General features: G+C 74.4%; 13 protein-coding genes. 2 read left to right on the plus strand and 11 right to left on the minus strand.

The annotated features are described in order from the left end of the window. Positions 1-7 precede the first annotated feature (7 nt). Positions 8-634 carry a helix-turn-helix domain-containing protein gene (locus tag ACZ5GT_RS05215; RefSeq protein ID WP_469014378.1) on the plus strand — a complete coding sequence of 209 codons (627 nt, stop codon included), beginning with the start codon at positions 8-10 and terminating at the stop codon, positions 632-634. A gap of 8 nt (positions 635-642) precedes the next feature. Here ACZ5GT_RS05215 and ACZ5GT_RS05220 read toward each other — a convergent pair whose 3' ends face one another. Beyond that, positions 643-3,333, minus strand: a complete 2,691-nt coding sequence (locus ACZ5GT_RS05220) for a family 78 glycoside hydrolase catalytic domain (protein ID WP_469014381.1) — start codon at positions 3,331-3,333, stop codon at positions 643-645. Between the two features lie 26 nt (positions 3,334-3,359). Next, positions 3,360-4,892 (minus strand): MFS transporter, encoded by a 1,533-nt coding sequence (locus ACZ5GT_RS05225; protein ID WP_469014384.1) that lies wholly within the window; start codon positions 4,890-4,892, stop codon positions 3,360-3,362. A gap of 171 nt (positions 4,893-5,063) precedes the next feature. On the opposite strand from ACZ5GT_RS05225, the gene ACZ5GT_RS05230 reads away from it, so the two are divergent. Further along, positions 5,064-5,696: a TetR/AcrR family transcriptional regulator gene (locus tag ACZ5GT_RS05230; protein ID WP_469014391.1), complete on the plus strand. Its 633-nt coding sequence runs from the start codon at positions 5,064-5,066 to the stop codon at positions 5,694-5,696. A gap of 339 nt (positions 5,697-6,035) precedes the next feature. Here ACZ5GT_RS05230 and ACZ5GT_RS05235 read toward each other — a convergent pair whose 3' ends face one another. From ACZ5GT_RS05235 to ACZ5GT_RS05275, 9 genes are all read right to left on the minus strand, one after another. After that, positions 6,036-6,179, minus strand: coding sequence for a hypothetical protein (locus ACZ5GT_RS05235; RefSeq protein ID WP_469014395.1), 144 nt, complete (start codon positions 6,177-6,179; stop codon positions 6,036-6,038). A gap of 125 nt (positions 6,180-6,304) precedes the next feature. Then, positions 6,305-8,104, minus strand: a complete 1,800-nt coding sequence (locus ACZ5GT_RS05240) for a dipeptide ABC transporter ATP-binding protein (RefSeq protein WP_469014399.1) — start codon at positions 8,102-8,104, stop codon at positions 6,305-6,307. Further along, positions 8,101-8,970 carry an ABC transporter permease gene (locus ACZ5GT_RS05245; RefSeq protein ID WP_469014401.1) on the minus strand — a complete coding sequence of 290 codons (870 nt, stop codon included), beginning with the start codon at positions 8,968-8,970 and terminating at the stop codon, positions 8,101-8,103. Before ACZ5GT_RS05245 ends, ACZ5GT_RS05240 begins: the two co-directional genes overlap by 4 nt. A 193-nt stretch (positions 8,971-9,163) precedes the next feature. After that, positions 9,164-10,102, minus strand: coding sequence for an ABC transporter permease (locus tag ACZ5GT_RS05250; RefSeq protein WP_469014403.1), 939 nt, complete (start codon positions 10,100-10,102; stop codon positions 9,164-9,166). Further along, a complete protein-coding gene (locus ACZ5GT_RS05255) occupies positions 10,099-11,745 on the minus strand; it encodes an ABC transporter substrate-binding protein (protein WP_469014405.1) in 1,647 nt (548 codons plus the stop codon). Before ACZ5GT_RS05255 ends, ACZ5GT_RS05250 begins: the two co-directional genes overlap by 4 nt. A gap of 116 nt (positions 11,746-11,861) precedes the next feature. Next, a complete protein-coding gene (locus ACZ5GT_RS05260; protein ID WP_469014410.1) occupies positions 11,862-12,278 on the minus strand; it encodes a nuclear transport factor 2 family protein in 417 nt (138 codons plus the stop codon). Positions 12,279-12,353: 75 nt separating this feature from the next. Next, complete coding sequence (locus ACZ5GT_RS05265) at positions 12,354-12,788, minus strand: ester cyclase (RefSeq protein ID WP_469014419.1); 435 nt, start codon at positions 12,786-12,788, stop codon at positions 12,354-12,356. Between the two features lie 81 nt (positions 12,789-12,869). Beyond that, positions 12,870-13,658 carry an SDR family NAD(P)-dependent oxidoreductase gene (locus tag ACZ5GT_RS05270; RefSeq protein WP_469014427.1) on the minus strand — a complete coding sequence of 263 codons (789 nt, stop codon included), beginning with the start codon at positions 13,656-13,658 and terminating at the stop codon, positions 12,870-12,872. Positions 13,659-13,660: 2 nt separating this feature from the next. Further along, complete coding sequence (locus tag ACZ5GT_RS05275; RefSeq protein WP_469014778.1) at positions 13,661-19,900, minus strand: type I polyketide synthase; 6,240 nt, start codon at positions 19,898-19,900, stop codon at positions 13,661-13,663. Positions 19,901-20,078: the final 178 nt, after the last annotated feature.

Genomic DNA, 20,078 nt, shown 5'->3' on the forward strand with positions numbered 1-20,078 from the left:
TGACAACATGCACATTAAAAGTGACGCCCTGGCCCGCGAGAACGAGCTGGTGGCCCGCAACGTCCGGCGCTTCCGGCTGGAGCGGGCCATGTCCCTGGGTGACCTCGCCCGCCGCTCGGGCCTGTCGAAGCAGACCCTGTCGAAGATCGAGCAGGGGTCCGGCAACCCCACCGTGGAGACGCTCTCCCTGCTGGGCGCGGCCCTCGACATGCCCGCCCGGCGCCTGCTCACCGAGTGGGGCACCCCGGTCTACGTCCAGCGGCACACGGAGGGCGAGTGGAGCGACGCCCGCGGCTGGTCGGAGCGCCTGCTCGACGAGACGTACGGCTCCGGTTACGTGCGCACCCTGTCCCTGCGCATCGAGCGCACGGCCGGCGAGCCGGCGGTCGTCGAGCCGCACTCGCCGGGCACGCTGCACCACATCTACGTGATCACGGGCAAGGTGCGCACGGGCCCGGTCGTCGAGCCCGTGGACCTGGTCGCCGGGGACTTCGCCCGCTTCCCCGGCGACGTCCCGCACCGGCTCGCGTGCCTCAGCGACCGGGCCACCCTGCACATGGTCACCACGGTGCCGCAGATCCGCCGCGCCAGGCCCACCGTCGTGAAGGGCGCCGCTCCCGGGCAGGACGGATAGCGACGCTCTCACATGAGGTCGTCGAAGCGGTGGGTGCCGGGGCCCGCGACGGTCCGGGCGCCCCCGGGCAGGCGGACGTCGGCCTCGGTGCCCGGCGGGACCTCCACCGTGAGGGCGAACCTGTCGCCGTGCCGCTCCCAGGCGGAGCGGATGGTGCCGTGCGGGCAGTCGTGCCGGGCCGACGCCGAGGTCAGCCCGCCGCCGGGCCGCGGGGCGATCACGAACCGCCGGTATCCGGCGCTTTCCGCATCGATGCCGTCGGGCTCGTCGGGCTCGTCGGGCTCGTCGGGCAGGCGTATGCCGGCGACGTACCGGTGCAGGAAGGAGACGACCGCGCCCTTGCTGTAGTGGTTGTAGGACATTTTCGGGCGGCCCTGTTCATCGACGCCCTCCCAGTCCTCCCAGACGGTGGTCGCCCCCTTGTCGATCATGGCGAGCCAGGAGGGCGGCGTGTCCCGCAGCAGGAGCTCGTAGGCGAGGTCGAGGTGGCCGTGGTCGGCGAGCACCGGCAGCAGCAGCGCGGTGCTGAGGAAGCCGGTGGACAGGTGGGTCCCGGCCGCGCGGACCAGTTGCGCCAGCCTGCCGGCCGCGTGGGCGCGCAGGTGGGGCGGGACCAGGCCGAAGGCGAGGGCGCGGACGAGGGTGGCCTGGGTGTCGGGGACGGTGGCTCCGTCGGCGCGGACGTACTCGTGGCGCCAGGCGGCGCGGGCGCCGTCGGCGATGCGGCGGTAGCGGGCGGCGTCGTCGCGGCTGCCGAGGAGGGCGGCGACACGGGAGAGCAGGCCGGCCGACCGGCAGAGGTAGGCGGTGGCCACGTCGCCGCGGTCGCGGGCGGGGTCCAGGTCGGGGGCAACGCCGGGTTCGAGCCATTCGCCGAAGTGGAAGCCGGTGTCCCACAGGAACTCCTCGTGCGCCGCCGGATGCGGGCGGGCGGCGGCCCGGTCCGGGTGACGGCGGGTGCGCGCCTGCCCGGCGGCGTACTCGACCCAGGCGCGCATGGACGGGTACTGCTCGCGCAGCAGGTCCAGGTCTCCGTAGGCGCGGTAGATCTCCCAGGGCACGATGACGGCCGCGTCGCCCCAGCCCGCCGAGCCGTTCATGCCGCCCTCGGCGGACGCGCGGCGGCCGGCCTCGCCGGCCGGGTCGGGCACGAAGTTGGGGACGACGCCGTCGGCCCACTGGTCGGCGGCCAGGTCGCGCAGCCACTTGGCGGTGAATCCGGCGACGTCGTAGAGGAAGGCGGCGGTGGGCACGAACACCTGCCAGTCGCCGGTCCAGGCGGCCCGCTCGCGCTGCGGGCAGTCGGTGGGCACGTCGCACGCGTTGCCGCGCAGGCTCCACACGGCGGCCTCGTGCAGCCGGTCGCCGCGTGCGTCGCTGCAGGTGAACCAGCCGGTGCGGGTCAGATCGGTGTGGACGACGACGCCGGTGACGTCGTCGGCGGTCAGCGGTCCGGGATGGCCCTCGACGCGCACGTAGCGGAACCCGTGGGTGGTGTGGCGGGGTTCGAACGCCTCGCCCGGGCGGCCGGCGGAGACGACCGTGTCGACCTGGCCGGCGGGCAGCGGGCGGCGGGTGGCCCAGTCGAAGGCCCGGATGTTGTCGGTGGTGACGTCGCCGTCCTCGTCCAACGCCTCGCCGTGGACGAGGGTGAGGCGGGTGCCGGCCGGGCCGAGGCCGGTCAGCCGGACCCAGCCGTTGATGTTCTGCCCGAGGTCGACGACATGGCGGCCCGGCCGCGGTTCGCTCACCCGTACCGGCCGGATCTCCGCCACCCGCCGTACGGGCGGCGCGGTGGGGCCGGTCAGGCGGGTGAGGTCGGCGTACAGGCCGCCCTCGGCGGGGCGGGCCTTGTCCCAGCCGCCGTCGTCGAAGTCCGGCGTCGCCCAGCGCGGGTCGTGCGCGCGCAGGTCGGTGCGCTGGCCGTCCATCAGGTCCGCGGCGAGGACGGCGCCGCGGGCGCTGCGCCAGTCGGTTCCGGTGCCGATCGTGGTGCGGGCGCCGTCGGTGTGCGTCACCACGAGCTGCACGAGCAGGGCGGTACTGGTGCCGAAGCCGTCCGCCTCGCGGGCGAAGCCGTGCCGGCCCCGGAACCAGCCGTCGGAGAGCACCGCGCCGATCGCGTTGTCGCCGGGGGTGAGCAGGCCGGTGACGTCGTACGTCTGCACCTGGAGGCGGGAGCGGTAGGCGGTGAAGCCGGGGGTGAGTTCGGCGTCGCCGACGCGGTGGCCGTTGAGGAAGAGCTCGTAGACGCCGTGCGCGGTGGCGTACACGCGGGCGGTCCGTACGGGCCTGCCGAGGCCGAAGACGTGGCGCAGGAGGTGGGCCGGGCGGTGGCCGGGCTCGGCCGGCGTGGTCTCCGCGGGTTCGATCCAGTGCGCCCGCCAGTCGTCGGGGCGGAGCAGGCCGGTCTCCCACCAGGACGGCTCCGACCAATCGCTCTCGCCGAGGTCGGTCCACACCTTCACGCGCCACTCGGTGCGGGTGGCGGACGCCGGGGCGGGACCGCCGTAGCGCACGAAGGTGTTGGCGGGTGAGTCGACCCGCCCCGAGTCCCACTCGCCCGCCCGGACGCGGTGGGCGAGCTGGCGTGCGGCGCCGCGCGGCAGCCGCCAGGAGAGGCGGGGCCTGGGCTCGGACGTGCCGAGGGGGCGGTCGAGGTGGTCCACACGCAGGTGGGTGGGGCGGGTCGGGGGCACGGCGGGTCCTTCCGGTGTGCGGTGGCTCAGGCGGCGGGCGCGGCCGGCGTAGGGACCGGAGCGGCCGCGGCCGCCGGCGCCGTCTCCGAGGGGCGGCGCAGCCGCGGGATGGCGAGGGAGACGAGCAGGCCCGCGGCGACGACGGCGGCCATCGCCAGGTAGGCGTGGGTGAACGCCCGGTCCTGGTAGAAGGCGGTGCCCTGCACCACGGTGGAGTCGGCCGCCAGCACGGTGAAGAGGAGCTGGCTGGTCAGGGTGAGGAAGACCTGGGTCAGCAGGGAGGACATGCCGTTGGCGGCGGCCTGCTCCTCCGGCGAGACGACCGACACGATCATGGCCTGCTGGCCGGACATCAGGATGCCGCCGCCCAGGCCCATCACCACCCCGGTCACGATGATCTCGGTTGCGTCGCGGTGGAGGAACGCGGCCAGCACCATGCCGGCGGTGAGGATCGCCAGGCCGAGGTACCAGACGGTGCGGGGGCTGACCCTGCGGACGGCGTTGCCCACGGCGACGCCCGCGGCGAAGGTGACCAGTCCGGCGGGAATGCCCACCACCGCGTTGTGGGTGGTGGTCCAGCCCAGGCCGTCGGAGACGTGCGGGATGGCGGGGAACAGGGCGAGGAAGATCAGGATCGTCTGCGAGGCGAAGTAGGCGGCCTGCGGCACGGAGGATCCGATGAGGACCGTCGCCACCGGACGGCGTCCGAGCATCCGCAGGTCGAGGATCGGCGCGGCCACCTTGAGCTCCAGAACGGCGAAGACGGCGAGCGCGGCCGCTCCCCCGGCCAGCGAGCCGACGACTCCCGCGGAGGTCCAGCCCCGGTCGCGGCCCTGTCCGAGCGCGAAGACGACAAGGGCGAGGCCGCCGCCGAGCAGGCAGGCTCCCGGCCAGTCGAGCCGGCCGGCGGCGGCCCGGCGCGGCGTCTCCGGCACGCACAGCAGCATCGCGACGGCAACGACGGTCGAGCCGACGAGGAACCACAGGGCGCCGCGCCAGCCGAAGGCGTCCAGCAGCCAGCCGGACAGCAGCGGGGTGAGCAGGGCGAGCACGCCCACCGAGCCGGCCACGGTGCCCAGCGCGACGGCCACCTTCCGGGCCGGGAAGAGGTCACGGACCGAGGCGAGCACCAGGACGGCGACCGGTCCGTACAGGCCGCCGATCACCCGGCCGGCGACCATGGCGGGATAGCTCGGGGCGAGGACGGTGATCACGTCGCCGATCAGGCCGGCGGCCGCCAGTACGAGCATGACGCGGCGCTTGCCGTAGGTGTCGCCCAGCCGCACCGCGAACGGCGTCGCCACGATCGTGGCCAGGGTGAACGCCAGGCTGAACCAGGCGATCTGCGTGGTGTGGAAGTGCTGGGCGATCTGCGGCTGCGCGTTGGCGGCGACGATGCCCGCCACCACCAGGAGCTGGCCCGGCCAGATCAGCGCGGTGAGCCTGCGCAGTTCGGTCGCGTTCCAGCGCTCGGTGCCGGTGGTGGAGGTGGCGGCCGTCGGGCCGGTGGCGGTCGTGGCGGGCGTCTGCGGGCGCGCCGGGTCGGACGAAGTGTTCATGGTCGCTCCGGGGGGAGGTCGGCGCATCGTCACGCCGAGGTTTCCGGACGATGATGCGCACTGAAAACCGAGTGCACTAGGTTTTTGAGGAGTGATCCAGGTCACACAGCCGGCGGGGCCGAATGCCACCCGGGCGTTCTCCGGCCCCGCCGAGTGGTTACGGTGAGCCTCATGACGAGCAGCACCCGGGGCCCGCGCGGCAGTTACTCGGTCGGCATCGCCAGACGCCAGAAGATCGTCCAGGCGGCGGCGGAGCGGTTCGCGCAGGAGGGGTACCACCGCACCGCGCTGAGCCGTATCGCCGAGGACGTCGGCATCACCGAGGGCGGACTGCTGCACCACTTCCGCAGCAAGAAGCACCTGCTGCTGGCCGTCATGGAGCACCGCTTCGCCACCGAGGCGGAGTGGTGGGCGGGGCTGCCGGAGGACGCCGCCGGGACGGACGTGCTGCGCGCCATGGTCGCGGCCACCGAACGCCACCTGGCCGAGCCGGGCCTCATCGAACTGTTCGTGCTGACCTCGGCGGAGGCCGCCGACCCGACCAGCGCCGCGCACGCCCTCTTCGCCGACCGCTACCGGCGCGCGGCAGAGGAACTCGCCGAGCTCTTCCGGCGGGCCGTGGAGCGCGGCACGCTGCGCGAGGACACCGACTGCGCGGCGGTCGCCCGGGAGTGCATCGCCGTCAGCGACGGCCTGCAACTGCAGTGGGTCATCTCCCAGGGCTCGCTCGACCTGGCCGACGCCGTACGCCTGCACGCCGACCGCATCGCCCGCACGATCACGCCGGACGGCCGGGGGCTGTGACGTCCTGCCGGTTATGTTCCCGGACCCGGCCGGGGCCGGTCAGGCCACCTCTCCGGACACGCACAGCGCGGCGGCCCACGCAGCTCCCTGTGTCGTAGCTGACCCCGCATCCGGCCGCACCGGCCGGACTTTCGAGTGATCCCAGCTCCCCCGCTCCCCGCTGTCGTGCGACGTCTCACCCGTCCCCGCACGCCGAGGCCGCACTCCCGCGCCCCTCGCCGGCCCCGGCCGTCGTGCAGCCCGTCGCGCACCGGCCCGTCGGCCCGTCGGCCCGTCGGCCCGTCGGCCGGTGGCGTCGGCGCGATGCGCTCGCCGGAAAAGCACTTCGCCGACACGCCGTCACCGCGCGAACGCACCCCGTGCGGACGGGCCGGCGGGGTCCGAGCCCAGTTGGGGCGCGACCAGGTGCCGCACGTCGTGCAGGATCTGTTCGTACTCCTCGCGGTGGAACTCGTACGGCAACTCCAGGCGCAGCTCCGACACCTCGGCGGGACGGGGTCGGCGGTGAGCTGTTCCAGGATCTGCTCGGCGGTTCCTACCACGTCGGGCGCGAGCAGGGTCCGCTTCGGGCCCTTGGACGCCAGCGTCGGTTCGTCGTGCACGAGGTCTCAGCGCGGTGCGTCCGCAGGATCCGGCGCCGCGGCGAACGGGCGTCCCGGCACGGCGGCCAGGAGCTGTCTGGTGTACGGCTCGGCGGGACTGTCGAAGACGGTGCGTACGTCGCCGGACTCGACGACCCGTCCGTCCCGCATCACCAGCACCCGGTCGCTGATGTGGTGCACGACTCCCAGGTCGTGGGAGATGAACAGCAGCGTCACGCCCGTCTCGCGGCGCAGGTCGTCGAGCAGGTCGAGGATCTGCGCCTGCACGGAGACGTCCAGCGCGGACACCGGCTCGTCGCAGACGACGACATCGGGGGCCGGTGCCAGGGCGCGGGCGATGGCGACCCGCTGGCGCTGTCCGCCCGAGAGGTCCCGCGGCCGCCGTGCCAGCACCGATGCGGGCAGCCCCACCTGTTCGAGCAGGGCCGCAGTCCGCGCCCGGCGCGCGCGCCGGCCGCGCACTCCGGCCCGCGCGACCGCCTCCCCGATCACCCGTTCCACGTCGTAGCGGGGGTCGAAGGAACCGAGGGGGTCCTGCTGCACGGCCTGCACGCGCCGGCGCAGCGGCCGCCGCTCCTTCTCCGGCACCCGCGTCCACGCCGAGCCGTCGAAGCTGACGGTTCCCTCGTCCGGTTCGGTCAGGCCGAGCAGGATGCGGGCGACCGTGGTCTTGCCCGAACCGGACTCGCCGACGATGCCGAGGGCCTCGCCGCGGTGCAGGGTCAGGGACACGTCGCGCACGGCGTGGTAAGGGGAGCCGTCGGGCGCCCGGTAGCGCTTGGTGAGGCGCTCGGCCACGATCAGGGGCGCCCCGGGAGCGGGCGTCTCGGAGGTGCCGGCGGCCGGGGCGTCGGGCGTCCGGGCAGGCCGGTCCTGGACGGTCAGCGGGTGGTGGCACACGCTGCCGTACGGGTCGCGTTCCGGCAGCGCGGTGCGGCAGTCGTCGTCCGCGCGGGCGCAGCGGGCGGCGTAGGCGCAGCCCTCCGGCTGTGCGGGGGTGCCGGGCGGCAGGGGTGAGGACAGCCGGGTGCCCTTGGCGTGGGTGGCGGGCACGGCGTCCAGCAGGGCGCGGGTGTATGGGTGGCGCGGGGTCTTCAGCACCTGGCCGGTGGGGCCCTGTTCGACGACGCGTCCGCCGTACATGACGGCCACCCGGTCGGCGAGGCCGGCCACCACCGACAGGTCGTGGCTGATCAGCAGCAGGGCGGTGCCCTGGCCGCGGAGCTTGTCGAGCAACGCCAGGACCTGCGCCTGCACGGTGACGTCGAGCGCGGTGGTCGGCTCGTCGGCGATCAGCAGGTCGGGCCCGGCGGCGACGGCCGAGGCGATGAGGGCGCGCTGTCTCAGCCCGCCGGACAGCTCGTGCGGATACTGCCGGGCCCGCCGGGCGGGCTCGGGCACTCCGACGTCCTCCAGGAGGGAGACGACGCGGGCGGGCACGTCGGCCCGGGGCAGCGACCGGTGGACGCGCAGCGGTTCGGCGATCTCGTCCCCGACGCGGCGCAGCGGATCCAGCGAGACCAGGGCGTCCTGGAGGACGAACCCGATGCGGCGCCCGCGCAGGGACCGCCAGCCCGGTTCCCTCAGCGTGCGCAGGTCCGTGCCGTCGAAGTCGAAGCGGCGGGCGGTGACCGCGGAGCCGCGGCCGGCCAGTCCGGCCAGCGCGCGGGCGGTGACGCTCTTGCCGGAGCCCGACTCGCCGACCAGGGCGAGACACTCGCCGCGGTCGAGGGAGAGGGAGACGTCCCGGACCGCGTGGAGGGGGCCGAAGGACACCTGGAGTCGCTCGACGTCGACGAGGCTCATCCGTCGGTCCTCCGGGTGAAGCGGGCCTGGGCACGCCGTCCGACGACGTTGACGGCGAGGGCGGTGCCGGTGATGGCCGCGCCGGGGAAGACCCCGGTCCACCAGGCCGTGGCGAGGAAGTTGCGGCCTTCCGAGAGCATGGTTCCCCATTCGGGTGAGGGCGGCTGCGGACCGAGGCCGAGGAAGCTCAGTCCGGAGGCGGCGATCAGCGAGGACCCGAAGCCGACGGTGGCGAGCACCAGCATCGGGCCGAGGGCGTTGGGCACGATGTGCCGCAGGATCAGCAGGGGGCGCGGCAGGCCCAGCACGGTGGCGGACTCGACGTACCCGGAGGTGCGCACGACCAGGGTCTCGGCCCGCACGATGCGGGCGTAGCCGGGCGAGAAGGCGACGGCGATGGCGATCGCCACGTTGACCGAGCCCGGCCCGAGGACGGTCACCGCGAGCAGGGCCAGCAGGATCGGCGGCAGGGCGAGCAGGATGTCCGCGAGCCGCATCAGCGTCCGGTCGGCCCACCGGCCGCCGAGGGCCGCGGTCAGGCTGAGGACGGCGCCGCCCACGATGGCGAGCAGGGTGGAGCCGAGGCCGAGGAGCACCGAGGTGCGGGTGCCGTACAGCACGCGGGTGAAGATGTCCCGGCCGAGTTGGTCGGTGCCGAACCAGTGGCCGGGCCCGGGTCCGGCCAGCGCGTGCGCGGGGTCGGTCTCGATGGGCGAGTCGGAGGTGAACAGCGAGGGGAAGGCCGCCGCGAGGGCGATGAGGATCAGGGCGACCGTGGCGATCAGCGGCACCGGTCGGACGGTGCGCGGCCACGGCCGCCCGCGCGGCGCGCGCCGGAGTGCGGCGACGGTGGTGGCGACGGTCATGGGTTCAGGGGCCTTTCTCGCCGGCGGAGGATGATCTCTCGTCGGCGGCGGACTGCGGAGGAGCCGGAGGAGGAGGGCGGCAGGGGCGCCGGGCGAGCGCAGGCGCGGCGGCGCGGTGCACGGAATGCGGGGCACGGGGTGCAGGGCGGCCCGGGCGCGCGGTGGTCCGGCCGGGTGGTCGGGGATGCGCATGTCACCGGGTCCTGAGCCGGGGGTCGATGACGGCGTACAGCAGGTCGATCAGCAGGGACAGCAGCACGAACACGGACGCGGACAGCAGCACCAGCCCGATGACCAGCGGGATGTCCTTGTTCGTGGCGGCCTGGAGGGTGAGCGCGCCGATCCCGGGCCGGCCGAAGACCGTCTCGACGAGGACCGCGCCGCCCAGCAGCGACCCGGTGAGCCAGCCGGTGAGGGTGACCAGGGGGATCGCCGCGTGCCGCAGGGCGTGCCGGAGCCGTACGGCGGTGTCGCCGAGGCCCCGCGCCCGCGCGGTCACCGCGAACGGCTGACCCAGCGCCGTCTCCAGTCCCTCCCGCAGCACCTGGGCGAGAACCCCGGCCAGGGACAGCGCGAGGGTCACCGCCGGGAGCACCAGGGAGGCGAAGTCCTGGGCCCCGGCTACGGGGAAGATCCGCAGCCGGAAGGAGAACGCCGTCAGCAGCAGGATGCCGGTCCAGTACGACGGGGTGGACACCGCGAGCAGTTCGGCGAAGGAGGCCAGGCCCCGCAGGGCGGGGCGGCGGCCGGCCGTCGCCACGGCGAGGACGACGGCGCCGGTGACGGCCAGCAGCAGGGCGAACAGGGCGAGTTGCACGGTGGGCCACAGCTGCTCGCCGATCAGGCCGGCGACCGGCCGTTGCAGCTGGTACGACTCGCCCAGGTCACCGGTGAGCAGATTGCCCAGATAGTGCAGGTACTGCACGGCCACCGGCCGGTCCAGCCCGTAGGTGCGGGTGATCTCCGCCCGCACCTCGGGCGAGGCCGCGTTGCCGGGGCCGAGCATCACCGACACCGGGTCGCCGGGGATGAGCTGGAGCGTCAGGAACGCCAGGGTGGCGGCGCCGAGCAGCACCGCCAGCGCGGCCGCCAGGCGCCCGGCGATCGATCTCAGCAGACCGGGGACGTTCACTTGCCGATCCACGCGTCGTAGAAGTTGACCCAGGTGTTGGGGTCGGTCTTCAGTCCGTGCACCGAGGTGGAGACGCCGGCGACGGACGTGCGGACGTACAGCGGGATCTCCGTGGCGAGTTCGACGACCTTCTTCTGGGTGTCGCCGTACAGCTTGCGCCGGACGTCCTTGTCCAGGGTGCCCTGCGCCTGCTCGGTCCACTTGTCGATGTCGGCGTCCTTGTAGAACGTGGCGTTCTGGCCGCCCTTGCGCGGGTCGCTGGCGCTGTTGAAGTACAGGCGCAGCACGTCCGGGTCGAAGCGGGCCCAGCTGTAGTCGGCGATGCCTTCCTGGCCTCCGTAGACCTTCTTCAGGTAGGTGCCGATGTCGAGACGGGGGCGCTTGATCTCGATGCCGAGCTTCTTCAGGTCGGCCTGGATGGCCTGGCCGAGGGTGTCGCGCTGTTCGCGGATGTACTCCTGCGGCATCAGCGGCCACTCGATGCTCAGCCGCTTGCCGTTCTTGGTGCGGTACCCCTGCGCGTCGCGCTTCTTCCAGCCCGCCTCGTCGAGGTACCCGGCCGCGAGCTTCGGGTCGTAGTCCCAGGTGTCCTCCAGGGACTTGTCGTAGTACGGGGTGGTGGGGCTGACGGCGCTCCAGGCACGCTTGTAGACGCCGAAGTAGACGCTCTTGACGGCGGTGTCGATGTCGATGCCGCGCTGGACGGCCCGGCGGACCCGGATGTCGTCCAGCGGCTTCTGCGTGGTGTTGAGGACCAGGGCGTAGTTGGCGCCGGGCGACTGGGTGGTGAGGGTCCACAGCTGCTGGTTCGCCTTGACCGTCTTGACGTCGGCGGGCGGGATCGGGTCGGCGGCCTGGACCTGGCCGCTGGTCAGGGCACCGACCCTGGTGGCGTCCTGGGAGAGGAAGCGGATCGTCAGCTTCTTGAGGTAGGCCGGGCCTTCGTGGCCGGCGGTGGCGGGCGCCCAGTCGTAGTCGGGGTTGCGGGTCAGGGTGACGCTCTGGCCCTTGGTGTAGCCGGTGAACTTGAACGGGCCGGTGCCCACGTCGGCCGCTCCGCCGGCGCTGAGCCTGCTGCCGTACTTCTTGATCGCGGCCGGGGAGTAGAAGCCGAGGTAGGGGGTGCTGGCCGCCTGGAGGAAGGAGGCGACCGGCGACGAGAACCGCACGGTGACGGTGTGGTCGTCGACGACGGTGGTGCCGGTGTAGGGGCCGAGGAGGCTGGAGGCGTACTGGGACTTGGTGGCGGGATCGACGATCCGGTCGAAGTTGACCTTGACGGCCTGGGCGTCGAAGGGTGTGCCGTCGGTGAACTTCACGCCCTCGCGCAGATGGAAGGTGAAGGACTTCAGGTCGTCGGACACGGTCCACTTGGTGGCCAGCCAGGGGTGGAAGTCGCCCTTGGCGTCCTGGGAGACGAGCGAGTCGAAGACGTTGCGCTGGATGGCGCCGGTGATGTCCTGCGGGCTGGCGTGGATGTCGAACGACACCGGTTCGGTGTCCACGGCGTAGGTGAGCGAGCCGCCGCCGACCGGCTTGCCGGCCGCGTCGGCCTTCCCCGGCTGGGAGGCGCCGGAGCAGGCGGCGAGGAATACGGAACCGACGGCGGTGAGGACGATCGCTCTGGAACGGTCGAGGGGCATGAGGGAACTCCGGTGGGTCGCGGACGGGCGCGCGGCGGACTGCCGACTGGCTGTGACGTGGGGGAATGACGTTGAACGTAATGCGGCGGCCCGGCCCGCACGCCCCTAGCGAACCCCTAGGGAACCCGTACGGGGTACCGGGGCACGGACCGGCGGTGCGCGATCCGCCAACCCTTCGGGGTGCGGACCAGGACGTCGACGTAGTCGCCGTTGTGGACGCTGCCGTCGGGGAGCACGGCGAGGTAGCGGCTGTGGGCGCGGACCGTGCCGTACGGGTCGGCCGGGTCGACGCTGAAGACCGTGTCCAGCGTGTGGTGGTCGGGGGACTGCTCCCCGAGGGCGGCGTTGAACTCCCGGATGGCCGCCAGTCCGTGGAACTCGCGGCCCGGGCCGGCCAGGACGATCACACCGTCCTCGGTGAACACCTCCTCCAGGGCCGCGGTGTCGCCGTTGTCGAAGACGTGGGCGAACCGCGCGAGCAGCCGGCGCAGTTCCTCGATGTCCTCGGGGGTCAGGGCGGAGGTCAGGGTCAAGATCGCTCCTCGGGAAGTGCGCCGCCCGGCGGCAGGCCCGTCCGTGGCGGGGGCCTGCCGCCGGGCGGCGGGGGGTCACTGGTCGGTGTCGGCGAGCTGCCGGATGATGCCGAGTCGGTCGGGCAGCACGGTGTAGCGCACGACCCGGCCGTCGCGGACGGTCAGGGTGCTGATGCTGTGTCCGGTGAACGGCCTGCCGGAGGCCGGCACGCCGAAGATGTCCCCGGCGTGGATGCCCTCGATCCGCCAGAAGACGATCACCCGGTCGCCCTCGGCGACCAGGTCGGTCACCGAGACGCGCAGGTCCTTGACGTTGTCCCACACCCACTGGGCGTGCTGCCGGAAGTCGTCGCGGGTGCCGCTGCCGCCGGGGCCCACCCGGGTCTCGTCGGCGGCGTCCGCGGCGACGATCTCCTCGAGGACGTCGAGCCTGCGGTCGTTGACGAACTCCTCGAAGTAGCGCCTGGCGACGGCCTTGTTGGCCTCGATGTCATACGTGTCAGTGCTCATCGCGCGTCCTGTTCTGCGGGTGTGTGGATGGATGGATGGGTAGTGAGTCTGTGGACATGGGGTGGCGGCCGGGGGTGCGGCTCACTCGGCCGCGGGGCCGGGCGGCGGGGGCAGGATGCCCCCGTTGGCGCTCAGCCCGCCGTCGACCGGGACGGTCACCCCAGTCACGTACGAGGCGGCCGGCGAGGTCAGGAACCAGATGACCTCCGCCTGCTCGCCGGGGGACGCCCAGCGGTGGACCGGGATCCTGCTGGTGATCAGCTCGGAGAAGCGCGGGTCGGCGACCTGCGCGGCGGTCAGCGCGGTCGCGGTGCCGCCGGGCGCGATGGCGTTGATCCGGATACCCTCGGCCGCGTAGTCGATGGCGGTGCCCCGCACCAGGTTGATGACGGCGGCCTTGGTGGCGTTGTAGCCCCAGGTCCCGGGGTCTCCGCGGAGGCCGGAGACGGACGAGGTTGCGACGATCGCACCGCCTCCGGCCGCGCGCAGGGCGGGTACGGCCGCCCGGATGCCGAGGACGACGGAGCGGACGTTGACGGCGAAGAGCCGGTCGAATCGCTCGATCGCGCCGGGCGACTCCAGCGGTCCGGCGCCGCCGGTGCCGGCGTTGAGGACCGCCGCGTCGAGACGGCCGAAGCGGTCCACGGCGAGACGGACTGCTGCCGTGTTGACGTCCTCCTCGGAGACGTCGCCGACGAGTGTGGCCACACCGTCCAGCGCGTCCAGCCCGGCGAGCCCCTCCTTGTCCACGTCCACGGCGACCACCCGGTGGCCGCGCTCGGCGAACAGGCGGGCGGTGGCCGCTCCGATGCCGGACGCGGCTCCGGTGACCAACGCGACCGGCGCCTCCGACGGGGTGCTGTGCGTCATCGTCAGCTCCTTTCCAGTGCTGTGTGCGGGTGTGGGTGACGGCCCTGGTCGCGGGCCGGGCTGTGGTCCTCCAGGGCGTGGAGCCACCGCCGTACCGCGTCGGCGGTGGTGGGGGTGTGCTCCTCGAGGAGGGTGAAGTGGTCGCCGGGGACGTCCTCGGTCTCGTGGGGGACGGGCCAGTAGGCACGCCAGTCGTGGCGTCCCGTCGGGTCGACGACGGTGTGCCGCAGGGGCGTGTCGGCGCGCAGGGCGAGGGTCGGCGCGGCCAGGGCCTGCGGCTGCCAGCCGGCGAAGAGGTTGTTGTAGCCGCCCATCGCGGTGAGGCTGGCGTCGCTCCAGACCATGTCGTACGCCTCGATGCGGTCGACCATGCCGGTGAGCATGGCGGTCATCCACCACTCCCCCATGCCTTCGCGGACGGCGCTGTCGATGGGGTAGGCGTCGACGAGGACGAGTCCGTCGGGGCCTCGCCCCTCCGCCTCCAGGCGGGCGGCGACCGCGTTCGCGAGGCAGCCGCCCATGGAACGGCCGAGGATCACGTACGGGCGGTCGTCGCCGACGGCCCGGCGGACCGTCTCGGCGTGCAGGGCGAGGAAGGTGCCGAGGCTGTCCGGCAGCGGGTCGTCGGGGGCCCAGCCGGGCGAGGGCAGGACGAACAGGTCGCGTTCGCCCTGGAACTCGTGGCCGAAGCGGGCGTACTCGTGGGGGCCGGAGATGGCGCTGAGCGCGGGGAAGCAGACCACGGCCGTCTCCCCCTCGCCCCGCGCCAGGTGCAGGGGCGCCTGACGGTGGCGGTGCCGGTCCTCGGCGGTGAACCGGGTCCGCAGCGCGGAGGCCACGCCGATGAGCGCGGAGGCGTCGGTGAACTTCCCCTCGGCGGCCAGTCGCCGGTAGAGGGTGGACAGGGGGTCGTCGGCACCGGGCCGGGCGGCGCGGGCGGTGGCGTCGGTGGGCTCCCGCTCGGGCGCCGAGCCGAGCAGGTCGTCGACGTGGGCGGCCAGGCCGGCCGGGGTGGGGTGGTCGAAGGTGACGGTGGCGGACAGGCGCAGCCCGGAGACGGCGGTGAGCCGGTTGCGCAGTTCGACCGCGGCCAGGGAGTCGAGCCCGATGTCGTGGAACGGGGCGTCCGCGGTCACGGACTCGGGCCGGGCCGCCAGCACGGCCGCCGCCTCCTCGCGGACCAGGGTCAGCAGGATCTCGCGCCGTTCCCCGGCGTCGCGTCCGGCCAGCCGGGCGGCCAGGGACGGTCCGTCGGCCGCCGCGCGGGCGGTACGGCGGGACGGCCGCACCAGGCCGCGCAGCAGGGCGGGGACCGGCCGCGCGTCCCTGAGCACCGCCAGGTCCAGGGGCGCCGGTACCACCTGGGCGGACGCCGAGGCGACGGCCCGGTCGAACAGTTCGGTGCCCCGGTCGGTGGGGATGAGCCGCAGACCGGCCCGCCGGGCCCGGGCGAGGTCGGCGTCGGTGAGGTGGCCGGTGATGCCGCTGGGCTGTTCCCACTGGCCCCAGGCCAGCGAGTGGGCGGGCAGCCCCAGGGCGCGGCGGTGGGCGGCGAGCGCGTCGAGGAAGGCGTTGGCGGCGGCGTAGGAACCCTGGCCGGGTCCGCCGAGCAGGGCCGCGACCGAGGAGTACAGCACGAACGCCTCCAGGGGGAGGTGGGCGGTCAGCTCGTGCAGGTGCCAGGCCCCGTCCGCCTTGGGCCGCAGCACCGTCTCCAGCCGGTCGGCGGTGAGGTCGCCGACCAGGCCGTCGTCGACGAGGCCGGCAGTGTGCACCACGGCCGTCAGGGGGTGCGCGAGGTCGATGCCGTTGATCACCGCGGCGAGCGCCTCGCGGTCCCCGGTGTCGGCGGCGGCCACCCTCACCTCGGCGCCAGCCGCTGTCAGGTCCTCCGTCAACTCCCTTGCCGTCAGTGCTTGTTCACCGCTGCGGGAGAGCAGGAGCAGGTGGCGCACACCGTGGCGGGCGACGAGGTGGCGGGCGAGCGCGGCGCCCAGGGTGCCGGTGCCGCCGGTGATCAGGACCGTGCCGTCGGGGTTCCAGTCGGTCGGCGGGGCGTCCTCGCCGGTATCCTGCGGCAGGCGGTCGAGCCGGGGCACGAGGGCGGTGCCGCCGCGCAGGGCGAGCTGCGGTTCGCCCGCGGCTCGGGCGGCGGCGACGGCGGCGGGCAGCGCGGCCGGGCCGGCGGGGTCCGTGTCGGTGTCGACCAGCAGGAGCCGGTCGGGCTGTTCGGCCTGAGCGGAGCGCAGCAGGCCCCAGACGGCGGCGGCGACCGGGTCGGGCCGGTCCGTGTCGCGTACGGCCCGGGCGTGACGCACCACGACCACCAGCGGGCCGGGATCGGACTGCCGTTCGCGCAGCACGTCCAGCGTCTCCGCCAGGGCGGCCCGGACCCGGCTCGGGACGTCGGCGGTGTCCGGCGTCCCGGGCAGTTCGACGACGGCCGGCGCGGGCACCGGCCCGGCGGGAACGGGCAGTTCACGCCACACCTCGTGGAACAGGGCGTCCGGGTCGGCGCTGCGGGCGGCGGCGAGCTGCCCGGCGGAGACCAGGCGGGCGTGCAGCGCCGCGACGGTGGCGACAGGCGCGCCGGAGGCGTCAGCGAGGTCGACCGCCAGGCTGTCGGGGCCGGTCCGGGTGAGGCGGACGCGCAGGGCGGTGGCGCCGTCCGCGTACAGCCGGACGCCCGTGTAGGCGAACGGCAGCCGGCTGAAGCCCTCCGGTACGGTCGTCAGGTCGTCGTGGGCGGTGAGGTGCACGGCGGAGTCCAGCAGGGCCGGGTGCAGCCCGAACCGGGCCGCGTCCGGGTGCTGCGGCTCGGGCAGCGCCACCTCGGCGTAGAAGGTGTCGCCGGCGCGCCAGGCGGCGCGCAGTCCGCGGAACGCCGGGCCGTACTCCAGGCCGGAGTCGGCGAGTTCGGCGTACACCCCGTCGACCGGGAGCGGGGTGGCGTCCGGCGGCGGCCAGGCGGACGGGAAGGCCGTCCCGGCCGGGTCGCCGGGGGGCTGGGCGACGAGGGTGCCGGTGGCGTGCCGGGTCCAGTCACCGCCGGCGGTCCGGGAGCGGATGACAGCGTCGCGGGCGCCGTCCGGGCCGGGGCCGCCGACCTCGACCTGCACCTGCACCGCGCCGCTGCGCGGAAGCACGAGCGGTGCCTCCACGACGAGTTCCGCGACGACGTCGGTGCCGGTCTCCTCCCCGGCCCTGCGGGCGAGTTCCAGCAGCGCGGTGCCGGGGACGATGACCGTGCCCTGCACGGCGTGCCCGGTCAGCCACGGGTGGGTGGCCGTCGACAGACTGCCGGTGAGCAGGATCCCGTCGGTGTCGGGCAGCGGCACGGCCGCGGCGAGCAGCGGGTGGTCGACCGGTTCCAGGCCCAGGCCCGCCGGACGGCCGCCGGGGCCGGGGGCCAGCCAGTACCGGCGGTGCTGGAAGGCGTAGGTGGGCAGGTCGGTGCGGCGGGGGTCCCGGCCGGCGAAGAAGGCGGGCCAGTCCACGGGGCGGCCCCGGCCGTGCAGGCGGCCCAGCGCGCCGACCGCGGTCACCGTCTCGTCGCGGTCGCGGCGCAGGGCGGGCAGGGCGAACGCGTCCGGGAGCGTGCCGCGGACCAGGGCGGTGAGGGTGCCGTCCGGGCCGAGTTCGAGATAGGTGCCGGTGCCGGCGGCGTCCAGGGTCCGTACGACATCGGCGAAGCGCACCGCCTCCCGGACGTGGCGCACCCAGTACTCCGGGTCGGTGATCTCCTCGGTGGTGGCGACCCGGCCGGTCACGTCGGAGACCACCGGGATGCGCGGCGGGTGGTAGGTGAGGCTCTTGGCGACCGCGGCGAACTCGGTGAGCATGTCGTCCATGTGCGGGGAGTGGAAGGCGTGGCTGACCGTGAGGCGCCGGGTGCGCCGGCCGCGGTCGGCGAAGCGGGCGGCGACGGCGAGCGCCGGTGTGGCGTCTCCCGAGATCACCACGGACGTCGGGCCGTTGACGGCCGCCACGTCCACCTGTGCGGCGAGGCCGTCGAGTTCGGCGCGCACCTCCTCCTCGTCGGCCTCGACGGCCACCATGACCCCGCCGCCGGGCAGCCGTTGCATCAGCCGGGCCCGGGCGGCGACCAGCGCCGCGGCGTCCGGCAGGTCGAGCACTCCGGCGACGTGGGCGGCGGCCAGCTCGCCGATGGAGTGACCGGCGACGTGGTCGGCGCGTATCCCCCAGGACTCGTAGAGCCGGAACAGGGCCACTTCGAGGGCGAACAGGGCGGGCTGGGTGTACTCCGTGTCGTCCAGGCCCTCGCCGGACGTGGTGACTTCGGCGACCGGACGTTCCAGCAGCGGGTCCAGTTCGGCCGCGACGGCGTCGTAGGCGGCCGCGAACGCGGGATGGGCCGCGTACAACTGCCTGCCCATGCCCGCGCGTTGACTGCCCTGCCCGGTGAACAGGACGGCCAGCGAGCCGCCTGTCGCGGTGAGGGTGTCGAGCGGGCCGCCGCCGACGATGTCCCGCAGCGCGCCGAGGAGTTCGTCCTGTTCCCCGGCGACGACGACAGTGCGCTCCTTGAGCGCGGCGCGGGTGGTGAGGAGGGAGAACGCGGTGTCGGCCGGGCGGGCGGGGCCGCGCGTGAGGTGCTCGGCGAGCCGGGCGGCTTGGGCGCGCAGGGCGTCGGGCGTGTGCGCGGTGAGGACGAACGGCAGCGGACCGGCGGGGCGCCCGGCCGGGCCGGCGTCGGACGGGGACTGTTCCCGGTCGTCCGGCTCGGACGGGGACTGTTCCCCGCCCCGCGCCTCGGGCGGGGGTGCCGCCTCGACGATGACGTGGGCGTTGGTGCCGCTCGCGCCGAACGCGGACACCCCGGCGCGGCGCGGACGGCCCTCCTCGGACGCGGGCCAGGGCCGGGCCTCGGTCAGCAGCCGGACGGCGCCCGCGCTCCAGTCGACGTAGGGAGTCGGTTCGTCGGCGTGCAGGGTGCGCGGCAGGACACCGTGCCGGATCGCCTGGATCATCTTGATGACGCCGGCCGCCCCGGCCGCGGCCTGGGTGTGGCCGATGTTCGATTTGAGTGAGCCCAGCCACAACGGCCGTCCGGCGTCGCGCCGCTGCCCGTAGGCCGCCAGGATCGCCTGCGCCTCGATCGGGTCGCCGAGGGAGGTTCCGGTGCCGTGCGCCTCCACCGCGTCGACGTCCGCGGGGCGCAGCCCGGCCGCGTCCAGGGCCTGCCGGATCACCCGCTGCTGGGAGGGTCCGTTGGGCGCGGTGAGCCCGTTGGAGGCGCCGTCCTGGTTGACGGCGGAGCCGCGCAGCACGGCGAGCACCGGATGGCCGAGCCGCCGGGCGTCGGACAGCCGCTCCACCAGCAGCAGGGCCACGCCCTCCGCCCAGCCGGTGCCGTCGGCGCCGGCGCCGAACACCTTGCAGCGGCCGTCGGGGGACAGCCCACGCTGCCGGGCGAACTCGACGAAGGCCTGCGGCGTGGACATCACGCTCACCCCGCCTGCGAGCGCCAGGTCGGACTCACCGGAGCGCAGCGACTGGGCGGCCAGGTGCAGGGCGACCAGCGACGACGAGCAGGCGGTGTCCACGGTCACCGCCGGGCCCTCGAAGCCGAAGGTGTAGGCGATCCGCCCGGACGCGACGCTGTCCAGGCCGCCGATGCCGAGATAGCCCTCCAGTTCGGCGGGCGCGTCCGGGAGCCGGGGCGTGTAGTCGCCGCCCGCGATGCCCGCGAAGACCGCCGTACGGCTGCCCTTCAGCGAGCGCGGGTCGATCCCGGCACGTTCGAAGGCCTCCCAGGCGGACTCCAGCAGCAGCCGGTGCTGCGGGTCGGTGGCGAGGGCCTCCCGCGGGGAGATGCCGAAGAACTCGGCGTCGAAGTCGCCGACGGTGTCGAGGAACCCGCCGTGCCGGGTGTAGGAGGTGCCGGGGCGCTCCGGGTCGGGGTCGTAGACGGCGTCGACGTCCCAGCCGCGGTCGTCGGGGAACTCGCTGATCGCGTCCACGCCGTCGCGCACCAGTTCCCACAGCTCGTCCGGGGAGGCGACGCCGCCGGGCAGCCGGCAGGCCATGCCGATGACGGCGATCGGCTCGCGGCGGCTCTCCTCGGCCTCCTTCAGCCGCTGGTTGGCCTGCCTGGCGTCGGTGAGCGCGCGCTTCAGGTACTCGCGGAGCTGCTGCTCGGTGGCCATCGGAGTTCGTACCTCTTCCCGTCTGCGGTGATGTCGGTGGATGCCAGTGGATGTCGGTGGACGTCGGTGGATCTGGGCCGGGCCCGAGCGGCCGGTACGACCGCTCAGGGGCGGGGCGCGGCCGGGCGGGCGGTGCCGGCGGCTCCTCCCGCCGGCCGGCACCGCCCCGCTCAGTGCGACCCGGCGTTGCCGTCGACGAGGCGGAACAGCTCCTCGTCGCTGGCCGTGTCCAGGTCGATGTCCGGGAACG

The sequence above is a fragment of the Streptomyces sp. NPDC031340 genome (genome assembly GCF_055569945.1).

What these genes read in the sequence shown, in the direction of transcription:
- ACZ5GT_RS05215 (WP_469014378.1), top strand. Translation starts at nt 8, where the DNA reads ATGCACATTAAAAGTGACGCCCTGGCCCGCGAGAACGAGCTGGTGGCC.
- ACZ5GT_RS05230 (WP_469014391.1), top strand. Translation starts at nt 5,064, where the DNA reads ATGACGAGCAGCACCCGGGGCCCGCGCGGCAGTTACTCGGTCGGCATC.
- ACZ5GT_RS05225 (WP_469014384.1), bottom strand. Translation starts at nt 4,892, where the DNA reads ATGAACACTTCGTCCGACCCGGCGCGCCCGCAGACGCCCGCCACGACC.
- ACZ5GT_RS05265 (WP_469014419.1), bottom strand. Translation starts at nt 12,788, where the DNA reads ATGAGCACTGACACGTATGACATCGAGGCCAACAAGGCCGTCGCCAGG.
- ACZ5GT_RS05255 (WP_469014405.1), bottom strand. Translation starts at nt 11,745, where the DNA reads ATGCCCCTCGACCGTTCCAGAGCGATCGTCCTCACCGCCGTCGGTTCC.
- ACZ5GT_RS05270 (WP_469014427.1), bottom strand. Translation starts at nt 13,658, where the DNA reads ATGACGCACAGCACCCCGTCGGAGGCGCCGGTCGCGTTGGTCACCGGA.
- ACZ5GT_RS05245 (WP_469014401.1), bottom strand. Translation starts at nt 8,970, where the DNA reads ATGACCGTCGCCACCACCGTCGCCGCACTCCGGCGCGCGCCGCGCGGG.
- ACZ5GT_RS05240 (WP_469014399.1), bottom strand. Translation starts at nt 8,104, where the DNA reads ATGAGCCTCGTCGACGTCGAGCGACTCCAGGTGTCCTTCGGCCCCCTC.